Origin of the sequence: Orenia marismortui DSM 5156, from assembly GCF_000379025.1 — a bacterium.
Taxonomy (GTDB): Bacteria; Bacillota; Halanaerobiia; order Halobacteroidales; family Halobacteroidaceae; genus Orenia; species Orenia marismortui.
The window spans coordinates 381,745-396,395 of the sequence record NZ_KB900620.1 but is presented as its reverse complement, the minus strand read 5'-3'; the positions used below and the strand labels follow the sequence as shown (position 1 = coordinate 396,395).

The 14,651-nt window shown below is 31.8% G+C and carries 12 protein-coding genes, 1 tRNA gene, 1 rRNA gene and 1 other annotated feature (1 of these 15 running past the window's edge); all 14 genes read left to right on the top strand.

Annotated elements, in window-relative coordinates; translation table 11 throughout:
• A 5S ribosomal RNA gene (rrf, locus tag OREMA_RS0111365) occupies positions 1-108 on the top strand; the annotation flags it as partial.
• A gap of 8 nt (positions 109-116) precedes the next feature.
• Positions 117-192: transfer RNA gene (locus OREMA_RS0111360), tRNA-Asn, on the top strand.
• A gap of 307 nt (positions 193-499) precedes the next feature.
• The gene (locus OREMA_RS0111355) at positions 500-1,006 is read left to right on the top strand and encodes a UvrB/UvrC motif-containing protein (protein ID WP_018249390.1); all 507 of its coding nucleotides are present in this window, start codon (positions 500-502) and stop codon (positions 1,004-1,006) included.
• Between the two features lie 11 nt (positions 1,007-1,017).
• Positions 1,018-2,073: a protein arginine kinase gene (locus tag OREMA_RS0111350; RefSeq protein WP_018249389.1), complete on the top strand. Its 1,056-nt coding sequence runs from the start codon at positions 1,018-1,020 to the stop codon at positions 2,071-2,073.
• Positions 2,063-4,501 carry an ATP-dependent Clp protease ATP-binding subunit gene (locus OREMA_RS0111345; protein WP_018249388.1) on the top strand — a complete coding sequence of 813 codons (2,439 nt, stop codon included), beginning with the start codon at positions 2,063-2,065 and terminating at the stop codon, positions 4,499-4,501. Before OREMA_RS0111350 ends, OREMA_RS0111345 begins: the two co-directional genes overlap by 11 nt.
• 840 nt (positions 4,502-5,341) lie before the next feature.
• A complete protein-coding gene (gene ltrA, locus OREMA_RS0111335) occupies positions 5,342-6,508 on the top strand; it encodes a group II intron reverse transcriptase/maturase (RefSeq protein WP_018249386.1) in 1,167 nt (388 codons plus the stop codon).
• Between the two features lie 248 nt (positions 6,509-6,756).
• The gene (radA, locus tag OREMA_RS0111330; protein WP_018249385.1) at positions 6,757-8,112 is read left to right on the top strand and encodes a DNA repair protein RadA; all 1,356 of its coding nucleotides are present in this window, start codon (positions 6,757-6,759) and stop codon (positions 8,110-8,112) included.
• Positions 8,113-8,125: 13 nt separating this feature from the next.
• Positions 8,126-9,235, top strand: coding sequence for a DNA integrity scanning diadenylate cyclase DisA (gene disA, locus OREMA_RS0111325; protein ID WP_018249384.1), 1,110 nt, complete (start codon positions 8,126-8,128; stop codon positions 9,233-9,235).
• Between the two features lie 78 nt (positions 9,236-9,313).
• Entirely contained in the window at positions 9,314-9,811 is a 498-nt protein-coding gene (locus tag OREMA_RS0111320; RefSeq protein WP_018249383.1) for a CarD family transcriptional regulator, read from the top strand.
• A gap of 78 nt (positions 9,812-9,889) precedes the next feature.
• Positions 9,890-10,990, top strand: coding sequence for a PIN/TRAM domain-containing protein (locus OREMA_RS0111315; protein ID WP_018249382.1), 1,101 nt, complete (start codon positions 9,890-9,892; stop codon positions 10,988-10,990).
• Between the two features lie 17 nt (positions 10,991-11,007).
• Entirely contained in the window at positions 11,008-11,694 is a 687-nt protein-coding gene (ispD, locus tag OREMA_RS0111310; RefSeq protein WP_018249381.1) for a 2-C-methyl-D-erythritol 4-phosphate cytidylyltransferase, read from the top strand.
• Between the two features lie 2 nt (positions 11,695-11,696).
• A complete protein-coding gene (gene ispF, locus OREMA_RS0111305) occupies positions 11,697-12,179 on the top strand; it encodes a 2-C-methyl-D-erythritol 2,4-cyclodiphosphate synthase (protein WP_018249380.1) in 483 nt (160 codons plus the stop codon).
• Positions 12,180-12,182: 3 nt separating this feature from the next.
• Complete coding sequence (locus tag OREMA_RS0111300) at positions 12,183-12,953, top strand: HutP family protein (RefSeq protein ID WP_018249379.1); 771 nt, start codon at positions 12,183-12,185, stop codon at positions 12,951-12,953.
• Between the two features lie 123 nt (positions 12,954-13,076).
• Positions 13,077-14,534, top strand: coding sequence for a glutamate--tRNA ligase (gene gltX / locus OREMA_RS0111295; protein WP_018249378.1), 1,458 nt, complete (start codon positions 13,077-13,079; stop codon positions 14,532-14,534).
• Between the two features lie 9 nt (positions 14,535-14,543).
• Positions 14,544-14,651, top strand: a binding site (T-box leader); it runs 110 nt beyond the window's last position.

Here is a 14,651-nt window from a genome sequence, read left to right as displayed (position 1 = left end):
AATTGCGGAGGGGTCACACCTGTTCCCATTTCGAACACAGCAGTTAAGTCCTCCAGCGCCGATGGTACTGCAGGGGCAGCCCTGTGGGAGCGTAGGTCGCTGCCGGAATTAAGCGTTCCCCGATAGCTCAGTTGGTAGAGCGAGTGGCTGTTAACCACTTTGTCGCAGGTTCGAGTCCTGCTCGGGGAGCCATTTTATTTTTTGAAACACTTTACTATTTAAATAGTAAAGTGTTTTTTTATTTGTATGTTTTTTAATTATTTTTAATAATAATCATCAATATCATACTTAAATCAAACAATTAGTGAGCTAATGTTGGATTGAGACATATAATTCGATGTATTTATTGATAATTCATATTAATAAGGTTTGCATTATTCTAGTAGTTTTATAGTATAATATGATTAAAGTATATTTTTATTATCTATAAATGTTTTAGTCAAATAGATTCTACGGTATAATTAAGAAATAAAAATTTGAAAAACTAAGAGGTGGTAATGTGCTTTGTGAGAATTGTCAAGAACTTGATGCTAAAGTACATGTAAGTAAGATTGTTAATGGAAAAAAAGAAGAAATATATCTTTGTGAAGAATGTGCTCAAATTAACAATAATTTAGATTTAGGGTTAGATTTTTCTTTTAATAATCTACTTACTGGTTTATTAAATAATCAATTTCATCCACATAAAATTAATTTTACTGATAAACAAATATCTTGTGATTTTTGCGGTTTAAGTTATGATAAATTTACTAAAAGGGGTAGATTAGGCTGTAACAAATGTTATAGCTCTTTTGAAGAAAAGATAGATAAAGTATTACAAAGAATCCATGGTACAAATGAACATACAGGAAAAATACCAAAACGTAGTGGGGAAAAGGTTAAAATTATAAGACAGATTGAAAAATTAAAGAAACAAATTGACCAAGCAGTAGAAAAAGAAGAATTTGAAAAAGCAGCTGAAATTAGAGATGAAATAAAAAGATTAAAGGGTAAAATTGGAGAATAAGGGGGGAAAGTATGTTAGAAGAGGACTTTATGAGTAGATGGATGAATAAAATAGGTCCTGAATCAGATGTAGTTATTAGTAGTAGAATTAGGTTAGCTAGAAATTTAGATAATATCTGTTTTACTAATCAAGCTAATAATAATGATTTAGAAGAAATACTAAATATTATTAATAATTTATTGTTAGAGAATAATAAATTTAATTTAAGGTTATTATTATTAGATGACTTTTCAAAAACTAGGAAAAAAATGTTAGTTGAAAGACATTTAATTAGTCCTGATTTAGCTAAAGATGGTCGCCATAAGGCTGTAGCTTTATCAGATGATGAAACTATTAGTTTAATGATTAATGAAGAAGATCATTTGAGGTTACAGGTGCTTTATCCAGGACTTCAATTACAAGAGTCTTGGGATTTATCTGATCAGATAGACGATTATTTAGAAAATTGTATAGATATAGCTTTTGATGAAAAGTATGGATATTTGACATCTTGTCCTACTAATGTAGGAACAGGTTTGAGAGCTTCTGTTATGATTCATCTTCCAGCCTTGACTATGATTAATCGGGTACAAAATATTATGACTGCTATTTCCCAATTGGGATTAGCTGTTAGAGGATTATATGGTGAAGGCACAGATACTGTAGGAAATTTATATCAAATTTCTAATCAAGTGACCTTAGGTAGGTTAGAAGAAGATATAATACAAAATTTATTGGAAGTAACTCATCAAATTATTGATAAAGAAAGAAATGCTAGAAGTATATTATTAAAAGAAAAGGAGTTATTTTTAAAAGATCAAATATATCGTGCTTATGGAACTTTAAAGTATGCATATAAAATTTCTATTCAAGAAGCAATGAAATTGATTTCAAATGTAAGGTTGGGTATTGATTTGGGTATAATAAAAAATGTAGATCCAATTATTTTAAATCAATTGATGGTAATTATTAGACCTTCTACTCTAGAGACTATTAAGGATAAAGATATGACTTTGGAAGAAAGAGATATATATAGAGCAGAATTAATAAGAGAAAGATTTAGTGAGGAGGGTAAAGATGATTTTTAGTAAATTTACAGAAAGAGCTAGAAAGGTAATAGCTCTTTCTCAAGAAGAAGCAAGAGGATTTAATCATAATTATGTAGGAACAGAACATTTATTATTAGGATTGATTAGAGAAGGAGAAGGAATAGCCGCAAAAGCTCTATTACAAAGTGGTTTTAGTTTAGAACAATTAAGAAAGAAAGTTCTACAGATAATTGGTAAAGGGAAAGAAAAGATAACCAGTGATAATTTAGCTTTTACCCCTAGAACTAAGAAAGTTTTAAATCTAGCTCTAGAAGAAGCAAGAAGATTAGGCCATAACTATGTGGGAACAGAACACTTGCTGTTAGGATTATTAAGAGAGGGAGAAGGGATTGCTGCAAGAGTTTTAAAAGAAGAAGGAGCAGAATTTAATAAGGTTAAATCTGAAGTTGTTAAACTATTGGGGGGAGCTAAAACAATTAATGATTCTAAATATAATCCTCAAAATAGAAATACTAGAAATTTAGATCAATTTAGTACTGACTTAACTTTATTAGCTCATGAAGATCAATTAGACCCTGTTATTGGAAGGGATAAGGAGATTGAAAGAGTAATTCAGGTCTTAAGTCGACGTAAAAAAAATAATCCATGTTTAATTGGAGAACCAGGTGTTGGTAAAACCGCTATTGTAGAAGGTTTAGCTCAAAGAATAGTAGATGGTGAAGTTCCAGAACCATTGATGAACAAAAGACTTATATCTTTAGATTTAAGTTCACTATTGGCGGGTTCTAAATATAGAGGAGAATTTGAAAAGAGATTAAAAGCTGTAATGAATGAAATAAAAGAGTCAGGAAATATAATTATTTTTATTGATGAGATACATACACTAGTAGGAGCTGGAGGAGCAGAAGGGGCAATTGATGCTGCAAATATATTGAAACCAGCTCTGGCTAGAGGAGAATTACAGACAGTAGGAGCTACTACCCTGAATGAATATAGAAAACATATAGAAAAAGATACTGCTTTAGAGAGAAGATTCCAATCTGTATTAGTAGAAGAACCAAGTCTAGAAGATACTAAAGAGATTTTAAAAGGTTTACGTGATGTTTATGAAGCGCACCATAGAGTTAAAATTACTGATGAAGCTATTAATGCAGCAGCAGAGTTGTCACATCGTTATATTACGGATCGTTTTCTGCCTGATAAAGCAATTGATCTGATTGATGAAGCAGGATCAAAAGCAAGATTACAGCAGAATACAGCGCCAAATGAGATTAAAGTTCTAAATAAGGAATTAGAGAAAATAGAACAAGAGAAAGAATCTGCTATTAAATCTCAAGATTTTGAAGAAGCAGCTAGGTTAAGAGATGAAGAAAAAGAAATAAAGGAGAAACTTGAGAGTATTAAAACCGAATGGAAGAATGAAAAAGGAATGAATAATACCAACATTATTAGAGAAAGTATAGCAACAATAGTTTCCGATTGGACTGGCATTCCAGTTACAAGATTGGCTCAAAAAGAATCCGAAAAATTACTTGAGTTAGAATCGGTGCTTCATGAAAGAGTTGTAGGTCAAGAAGAGGCAGTGCATGCAGTTGCTCAAGCAATTAGAAGAGCTAGAGCTGGATTGAAAGATCCTAAGCGTCCTATTGGTTCATTTGTTTTTTTAGGTCCAACAGGTGTTGGTAAAACAGAATTAGCTAAGACTTTAGCTGAAGTAATGTTTGATGATGAAGATGCTATGGTTAGAATTGATATGTCTGAGTACATGGAAAAACATGCTGTTTCTAGATTAGTAGGATCTCCTCCCGGTTATGTAGGTCATGAAGAAGGTGGTCAATTAACAGAAAAGGTAAGGCGTAGACCATATTCAGTTATATTATTTGATGAAATTGAAAAAGCTCATCCTGAAGTATTCAATATCTTATTACAAGTTTTAGAAGATGGTCAATTAACAGATTCCCAAGGACGAACTGTTGATTTTAGGAATACAGTTTTAATTATGACATCAAATGTAGGAGCTAATTTAATTCAAAACAAATCAGGAGGACTTGGGTTTAAATCACTTGAGACTAATATAGAAAATCAAGAATATGAAGAGATGAAGAAAAGAGTAAAGTCGAAACTAAAAGAAACTTTTAGACCAGAATTTTTAAACAGATTAGATGAAATTATTGTTTTCCATGCTCTTACTCAAGAAAATATTAAAGAAATTGTAGATTTAATGTTAGCTGAGTTAGAAGGACGATTGGAAAGTCGTAAGATTATTATAGAAGTTAGCGAAGATGCAAAAGAATTCATTGCAAAAGAAGGTTATGACAAGGAGTTTGGAGCTAGACCGTTACGAAGGACAATTAGGAGATTAATAGAAAATCAATTAGCTGAGAAATTTCTAGCTCAAGATTTTGATGATGGAGATAGAATTAAAATTGATTTAAGAGGTAGTGAATTAAACTTTACTAAACTTTAAAATAAGCAGTGGTGGTCTTCCACCCTGCTTTCTTTTGTGTTGTGTGCCTTGTAAATTATAGAGATAGTAAGTGAAAGTCTTACCTATGCTGTTTTAGTCGTATCGGTGTATGAAACCAACAATGACAGGGTGTTTATCGCGAGATGAAATCTGAAGAGTCTGAGGTGAATGACCAGCCCAAAATATTATATGAACCAGAGGAGTTTACACGGAGAGTTTGTTAAAACTCGTAGGGGCATCTAATAATGACGACTCGCCAATACAACGAGGAAGTCCAATGTTGGCTTAGGGGTTCAGGTGGCTCTGGATAAAAAGCGAGATAACGAGAGTGTCTATGCTGAATTATTAGGTGTGATTAGGGTTGGGATGGTTGGAATATTCTATAATTGACCAAGGGAGGTCTAGTTTAATTCTTCATAAGAACTTATGAAGATAAACTGAGATATAACCTTAATGGGAAAGTCGAAGTAATGTTAATCTAGAAGTCAGATGATATCATAGTAGCAACGACAGTTGGGCTGATGATTATTAGGTAACTAATACGAGGGTAAAACCAATTTAGTGAAGGATATCTGCTTTATTGAAATCTAAAGTTAAGTGTGAGTGATATACTAATTTTAGTGGTCTAAACACTAACGAAGTTAGTGGCTCTGCGAAAGATGTGGAAGGGAAATCATAACTGGAAACAGTGATAACAGAGATTACTACAACCTAAGTAACAATAAACCGAAGGGTGCGATTGGCAAACTGCCTAGAGACGTGGTCGGGAATATTGTGAAGTGTAGGGGTTAGTATATTGAAATATTTAATGGAGGATTGGTAAGTTGTGAGGAAAGGTAGGTGAGCAGAATACGTACCTACTATACATTAAAGAACATAATTCTAGATAAGTTTAGAATGCATTATTCAGCTCAACAAGTACTAAGTAATGGAGGATGTGCTGGTATTGATGGAGAGGATATTGAGAATTTTAAAGATAACTATAAGCTCAATATGAGAGAACTTCATCGGCAGATGAAGGAAAACAGATATAAACCATCTCCAGTATTAAGAACTTATATTCCTAAAGGAAATGGCAAAGAAAGACCTCTAGGTATACCAACAGTAAAGGACAGGATAGCTCAAGCAACAGTAAAACAAGTTATGGAAATTATATTTGAACGTGTATTTTGTGACTGCTCTTATGGTTTTAGACCAAACCGTTCAGCCCATGATGCTATTGATAAGATAGAAGAGTATAAAAGTCAGGGTTATAAATGGGTTATTGATGCAGATATCAAATCATATTTTGATAATATAGACCATGACTTACTAATGGATTACGTTGCAGAACATATAAGTGATGGATGGGTATTAAGACTAATACGTTCGTGGTTAACTGCAGGAATCATGAACAAAGGAAAAAGAGAGAGTACTGAGAAAGGAACACCACAAGGTGGTGTTATTTCTCCTCTCTTAGCTAATATCTATTTACATCAATTTGATAAAGAGATGACTGCTAGAGGTTATAAGTTGGTTCGATATGCAGATGACTTTGTAGTTCTTACAAAATCAAAGCTAAAAGCCAATCGAGCATTAGAGGTCATAAAAGAGATAATAGAAGGAAAGTTAAAACTCACTCTTCATCCAGAGAAAACAGTCATAACTAATTTTGGAAAAGGATTTGTTTTCTTAGGTTATGAATTCATTGCTTGGATTTATAAAAGACCCCGTAAGAAAGCAATTGATAAATTTAAAGATAAAATTAGGAATATAACAAGAAGACAGAGACCATTTCCAGCAGAATTTATTATTGCTGAATTAAATCCAGTACTTAGAGGTTGGGCAAATTACTTTAAATTTGGGAATGTAAAGAAGTTATTTAGAAAGTTAGATAAATGGATTAGGATGCGTATTCGGGCTTTTATCGAAAAGAAGAAAGCCACATTGAATCAAAATTATAGAATAACTAATTCTAGGTTAGAAGATAAAGGGTTAATATCATTACTTACCTATTGCTCTAGCTAAGAGTAAAATTTACATCTGTAGTAATACAGAGATGATAACTTACTCTCTGGAATGGAGCAACAATAAAGGAAAGCTGTATACGGGAAAACCGTACGTGCAGTTTGAAGAGAGGTCCCAGCCGTGAGGCTGGTCCTACTCTATTAGTTGGTCTATAAAGGGATATCATTAAATTTTAGCTACTTGTTAAATTTACAAAAAAATGTTATAATGAAGGTTAAGCTAAATATTAAATTCATTAGGTGGGTTTTATGGCTAAAAAGAAAAGAAGATATATTTGTCAAGAATGTGGATATGAAGCACTGAAATGGAGCGGGAAATGTACAGGTTGTAATAGTTGGAACACATTAGTAGAAGAAATTATAAATCCTAAAAAAAAGAAAAAAGAATTAAGTGTTACAGCTGATGTTAAAGCTCAGAAAATTAATGATATAAAAATTGGATTAGAAAATAGAAAAGAGACAGGAATATCTGAATTAGATAGAGTTTTAGGTGGGGGGATTGTACCAGGCTCTTTAATTTTAATAGGTGGAGACCCAGGTATTGGTAAGTCCACTCTTTTATTACAGACCTCTTACAATATAAGTAAGAAATATGATAAGGTATTATATATATCAGGTGAAGAGTCAGAAAGACAGATAAAATTAAGAGCTGACAGACTAGGGACTATAGACTCAAATATTTACATACTAGCTGAAACTAATTTATTATCTATTATTGAAAATGCCAAAGATTTAAAACCTGATTTAGTAATTATTGACTCAATTCAAACTATATATAATCCGAATTTAGAATCATCTCCTGGCAGTGTTAGTCAAGTAAGAGATTCAACAAATCGTTTAATGCAATTGGCTAAGAAGAATAATATTCCTATTTTTATTGTGGGGCATGTTACTAAAAATGGTTCAATTGCTGGCCCTAAAGTTCTAGAGCATATGGTTGATACTGTTTTATATTTTGAAGGAGATAGACATTATAGTTATCGTATATTAAGGGCTGTTAAAAATCGTTTTGGCTCAACAAATGAAATTGGAATTTTTGAAATGAAACAGGGGGGATTAGAGGAAATATTAAATCCTTCGCAGATGTTTGTTTCAGAAAGACCTTCTAATGTTTCTGGTTCTGTAGTGATTCCTTGTGTTGAAGGAAGTAGACCAATCTTAGTTGAATTACAGGCTTTAGTTAGTTCTGCTAATTTTGGAACACCCAGCAGAATGACTACAGGAGTAGATCATAAAAGAGTTTCTTTATTATTAGCTGTACTAGAAAAGAAATTAGGCTTACATATACAAGGCCAAGATGTTTATATTAATGTTGTAGGTGGTTTTCAGGTAGACGAGCCAGCTGTTGATTTAGGTTTAATTGCAGCAATTGCATCTAGTTTTAGAGATATAGCCATTCCTAAAGAATTTGTTGTTATCGGAGAAGTCGGTTTGGCTGGTGAAGTTCGTGCGATTAGTCAAATTGAAAAACGGATTAATGAAGCAAGTAAATTAGGTTTTAGTGAATTTATTATACCTAAAGGTAATCTTGAAGATTTAAATTATCCTGATTTAAAAATACATGGTGTTAAAAATGTTTATCAAGTATTAGATCTTATATCTTAAGGGGGGTGAATCAATGAACTTTAGTGATGAAGAGTTTGCTGATATATTAAAATTAGTTGCCCCAGGAACTCCTTTTAGAGAAGGATTAGAGAATATTTTAAGAGCTAAAACAGGAGCCTTAATCGTAGTTGGAGATAGCGAAGAGGTTTTGGCAGCTGTTGATGGTGGCTTTAATATTAATTCTGAAATGACTGCTACTCGACTATATGAGTTAGCTAAAATGGATGGGGCAATTGTATTAAGTAGTGATGCTCAAAGGATTTTATGTGCTAATACCCAGTTAGTTCCGGATCCGTCTATATCTTCTGTAGAAACTGGAACTAGGCATAGAACTGCTGAAAGAATAGCTAAACAAACTGGAGAGCTTGTTGTTTCAATTTCACAACGAAGAAATATAATAACCTTATATAAAGACGCTAAAAAGTACATATTAGAAGAGATTAGTGTTATTTTAGCAAAAGCTAATCAAGCTATTCAAACATTAGAAAAGTATAGAAGTGTTTTAGATCAGGTTTTGACTAATTTGAGTGCTTTAGAGTTTGAAGACTTAGTTACTATTTCTGATGTAGCAACTGTAATTCAAAGAACAGAGATGGTACTAAGAATTGGTGAAGAGATTGATAAATATATAAATGAACTTGGAAGTGAAGGGCGATTAGTTAAGATGCAGCTAGAAGAACTAGTAGCTAATGTAAAGGATGAAGGTTTGTTAATTATTAAAGATTATCAAGCTGAAATGGAAGTAGAAGAGGATAATCAAGATGAAGAAGAGTTAGAAGAGAAGCAAGAATTAATTGATATATTTGAAAAATTCTCTGCTTATTCTTCTGATGAATTGTTAAGTCTAGCTACAATAAGTAAACATTTAGGTTATGGTGGGAATATGAATGCTCTAGATTTATCGATTTCTCCTAGAGGTTATCGTTTGTTGAGAAAAATTCCACGCTTACCAATGGCCGTTATAGATAATTTAGTTGATGTATTTGGTGATTTTCAAGAGGTTTTAAATGCTTCTATTGATGAACTTGATGATGTTGATGGTATTGGAGAAGTTAGAGCTCAAGCTATAAAGGAAGGTTTAAAAAGATTGAGAGACCAAGTATTATTAGATCGGCATATATAGTGTTATTCATTGACATTAAAGATTAGAAATGTTATAATTGTATAGGATTATTATGCATTGAATGGAGGGTTATATTAAATGTTTGAAATTGGGGATAGAATTGTTTATCCGAATCATGGTGCTGGAACAATTGTAGATATAGAAGAAAAAGAAATTTTAGGGGAAAAAAAGCAATATTATATTATGCAACTACCTATTGGTGAGATGAAAGTTATGATTCCTAAGGATAATGTAGATGATATTGGTTTGCGCAGTGTAATATCTGAAGAAATTGTTCCTAAAGTTTATCAGGTTTTAAAAGGTGAGCAGAGTGAAATGTCGCAAAATTGGAATAGACGCTTTAGAGCTAATACTGAAAAGATTAAAACAGGGGATATATTTGAAGTAGCAGAAGTAGTAAGAAATTTAACTATTCGAGATATTATTAAAGGACTGTCTACTGGTGAGAAGAAAATGTTAAGTAATTCACGTCAAATTTTAATTAGTGAACTAGTTTTAGCTGAAGATAAAACTGAAAAAGATATTGAAGAAAAAATTAATACTATTTTTGATGAGCAGGATTTTGAAGAGGAATAAAAACAACGTCAGGTTAGCCTGGCGTTTTACGTTTATAGATAATAAATTATATAAATATTAATTAAAGGGGGTGAAATAATGATAAATAAATTCTTAAGATTTATTTTTACAGTTCTAGGAGCAGTTCTAGGTTATCAGATAGTTGGCTTTTTTGGCTTATCTGAAAAATTAACATTTAATTTAGATAATATTATTTCAAATAACAATATTCATGGTATAATAGTTGGTGCTTTTATAGGATTCATTTTAATACCGATTATAGTTGACCAAATTGTGAAAATTGTTATAAACTTTGAAAATCTTTTAGAGAGATTACCTGGAAGAGATATTATAGCTGGTGTGATAGGTTTGGTAATTGGATTAGCATTAGGGATATTAATAGTAGTTTCTTTTTCAATACAATCTATTCCTAAATTTGGTTTAGTAATTCAAATCTTAATTAATCTTATTTTAGGTTATTTAGGTGCAAGTGTAGCTATTAATAAAAGTGAGGAATTATTCAATAATTTAATACAAGTTCATAAGGAAGATAAATCACTAGAAGTTAGTCCCTTACAAGGTTTAGAAGCAACTTATAAAATTTTAGACACAAGTGCAATTATTGATGGGAGAATATCTGATATTTGTCAAAGCTCTTTTGTTGAAGGAGTATTAGTAATTCCAAAATTTGTATTAGAAGAATTACAGCATATAGCTGATTCCCCTGATTTATTAAAGAGGAATCGAGGGCGTAGAGGTTTAGATATTTTGAAAAAGATACAAAAAGAACTAGATATTCCTGTGGAAATTTATGATCAAGATTTTCATGATATTGATGAAGTTGACAGCAAATTGGTAAAACTTGCTAAAATATTAAATGGTAAAGTAGTTACAAATGATTATAATCTAAATAAAGTGGCTGAATTGCAAGGGGTATCTGTTTTAAATATCAATCAGTTAGCTAATGCAGTTAAGCCAGTAGTATTACCAGGTGAAGAAATGAAGGTTAAAGTAATTAAAGATGGAAAAGAGCCTGGACAAGGTATTGGTTATCTAGATGATGGAACAATGATTGTGGTAGAAGAAGGTAGAGATTATATAGGTGACAAGATAGATGTCTTAGTTACAAGTATTTTACAGACATCTGCTGGTAGAATGATCTTTGCTAAACCAAAGTTATTAGCTAGAAAGGCTCTTTGATTATGGAGGAGTTATTTATGAAGTTAAGTGTAGTTATCCCAGCAGCTGGACAAGGTAGAAGGATGGGTGCTGATAAGAATAAGCAGTTTTTATTATTGAATGGTGAGCCTATTTTAGCTCATACTATTAGTAAATTTCAAAATTGTAGTTATATTAATGAAATAATAATTGTTGCTAAGAATCAAGAGATTAGTTATTGTCAAAAGGAAATAGTTGATAAATATGATTTTGATAAAGTTAAGAAGTTAATTATTGGTGGAGAAACAAGGCAAAAGTCTGTTTATAATGGTATAAAAGAAGTTTCTGCTGATAGTAATTTTATATTAATTCATGATGGTGCAAGACCTTTATTGACAAATCAAATAATAGAGAATATAATTACAGAGGTTGTAAATTATCAAGCGGTAGCAGTTGGAGTTGCTGTTAAGGATACAATAAAGATTGTAAATCAAGATAAATATATTATGGATACACCTAAAAGGGATAATCTTATTGCTATTCAAACACCACAATGTTTTTCAAAAACTATGATATTAGATGCATATCAAAAAGCGTTTAAAGAAAATTTTATAGGAACGGATAGTTCTAGTTTAGTTGAAAGGTTGGGACAGAGGGTTAAGGTTATAAAAGGGTCTTATGAGAACTTAAAAATAACTACTCCAGAAGACTTACAATTTGCAGAAAGAATTTTATCTAGGAGGTAAATATGAGAGTAGGTATTGGGTTTGATGTTCATAAATTAGTAGAAGATGGTGATTTGATACTCGGCGGAGTGACGATTGATTACTCTTTAGGTTTATTAGGGCATTCAGATGCAGATGTTCTATTGCATGCTATTAAAGATGCTTTATTAGGAGCAATTGGAGAAGGGGATATTGGTCGCCATTTTCCAGATACTGATCCTCAATATAAAGGAATTTCCAGTTTGAAATTATTAAAAGAAGTAGCTAATTTAATCGAGGATAAAGGTTATATCTTAAATAATTTAGATACAACAATAATTGCTCAAAAGCCGAAATTAGCTCCTTATATTGAAAGGATGCAAAGAAATATAGCAGAAGTTTTACGAGTGGATATTAATAAAATTAATTTAAAAGCTACAACAACAGAAGGATTAGGGTTTATAGGTAAAAAAGAAGGAATAGCAGCTCAAGCTATAGTAAGTGTAGTAGAAAGAAAGGGGTTATAAAACATGTTAGTTAAAGAATTAATGAGTCAGAATACTATTACAGTATCTCCAGATGCAACTATTGAAGAAGCAGAAAGACTAATGAGTGTGAATAGCATTGGGACATTAGTAGTTGTTCAAGGGCAAAAAGTGGCCGGGATTGTTACTGATGGTGATTTAGTACAACAGCATAATTTGGATGTACTTATAAAAACTGTAATGAAAGAAGATGTAATAACAATTTATGAAAATAAAAGTATTCAGGAAGCTGCACAAGTATTATCTGATAATCAAATTAGTGGTGTTCCTGTATTAAATGAAGATGATAAATTAGTAGGTATTATCACTTCTTCTGATATTGTTTCTGGTTATGTAAAAGAAGAAAGAACAGCTAAGTTATCTCCGGAAAGCTCAGCGATTTATTTGTCTATGACTAGAAGTAGAGAGTATGAAAATTATTGGTTAGATAAGATTAAAGGTTATGGGTATAGAGTAGCTATTACTCAAACTGGTGCTAATGCTGAGAATTTACCAATTAAATTAAGAGAGAGTACAACAGTAGCAGCAATTGCTAGAGGAGTAGTTAGAGAGAATTTGAGAGAAAAGATGGCTGTATCAAATGCAGTCAAAGATGCTTATACACAACTTAATTTAGTGAATCCTGGTTTAGGTGGAGGGTTTAAAGTTGCTATTGTAAGAGGTGAAGGTAGATTAGCAGTAGCTGTTTTTGGAAAGTTTGGACATGCTTTAGTTGATGGCCCTGAACAGTTATCTGTTGGTATGAGTGTAATATAATAATAGATAAGGGCAGTCAGGAAAACTGGTTGCCCTTTATTTTGATCTTTATCTCGGTACTTGCAAAGGATTATAAGATGTTTTATAATAAAAATAATTATAAGTCATAGAAAGGAGAAAGTTATGAGTGATGTTAGAGTAAGATTTGCACCAAGTCCTACTGGACAAATACATATTGGAAATATAAGAACAGCTTTATTTAATTATTTATTTGCTAAAAAAAATAATGGAACTTTTATTTTAAGAATTGAGGATACAGATAGAGAGAGATCTACTAGTGAGTTTGAAGAAGTAATTCATAAAGAAATGGAATGGTTAGGTTTAGATTGGGATGAAGGTGTTGGGGTTGGAGGAAATTACGGCCCTTATAGGCAGATGGAAAGACTTGATACTTATGATGAATATGTACAAAATTTATTAGATGATGATTTAGCTTATCATTGTTATTGTACTCCAGAAGAGTTGGATGAAATGAGAGAAGAACAACGAAAAAATGGTGAACCACCACGATATACTGGGAAGTGTCGCTGTTTAACTCAAGAGGAAAGAGATGAATTAGAAGCAGAAGGCAGAAATCCTGTAGTTAGGTTTAAAGTTTCTGAAGAAACAAAAGATATTATAGTTGATGATTTGATCCGTGGAAGAGTATCTTTTAGCAGCGATGTTATTGATGATTTTGTAATAGTAAAATCTGATGGTATACCTACATATAACTTTGCGGTAGTTGTTGATGATCATTTAATGGAAATTAGCCATGTTATTCGTGGAGAGGACCATTTATCTAATACTCCAAAACAACAATTATTGTACGATGCATTAGGGTGGGAATCACCAAGGTTTGCTCATTTATCTATGATTTTAGGAACTGACAAGTCTAAATTAAGCAAACGAAGTGGAGAAGCTTATGTTTATGTAAGCGAATATCGGAAAAAAGGATATTTGCCAGAAGCATTAATTAACTTCCTATCATTATTAGGATGGTCTCCAGATGGAGATGAAGAGATATTAGCTAAAAAAGAAATTATTGAACAATTTTCTATAGATAGAGTTAATAAAAGTGCTGCTGTATTTGATGTAGAAAAACTAAATTGGATGAATGGAATGTATATCAGATCTGCTGAGTTAGAGAAAATAGTAGATTTGGCAAAGCCTTATATTAAAGAAGCAGGATATGATTTATCAGATAAATCTGATGAATGGATAGGATTCTTAGTAGATACTGTTAGAGGATCTTTAGATCATGTTTCAGAAATTGCCGATCATCTAGATATCTTTTTTGGAGATTTAACATATACTGATAAAGAGAAGGCTATAGAAGATTTCAAACAGGAAAAAGTAGACTTAGTTTTTGAAACTCTAAAAGATCGGATTAAATCTTTAGATTCATTAGATCCAGAATTGATTAAAAAAATGTTAAAGCAAACCCTTAAAGACTTACCAGTGGGGGGGAGAGTCTTTTATCATCCGACAAGATTTGCTTTAACAGGTAAGGGTTCAGGACCTGAATTATATAATGTAATTGCATTATTAGGAAAAGAAGAATGTATTAATCGTTTAGATCAGGCTTTAGCTTTACGATAAATAAAAATGTTAATAGCTATGATAGGGATTAGTAAATTAGATCATTTCTTATAGAGAGAAGGTATCATAGGCTGGAAATACCTTTAAGAAAGTTTAATTGGATGCCCCCTTGAGCTG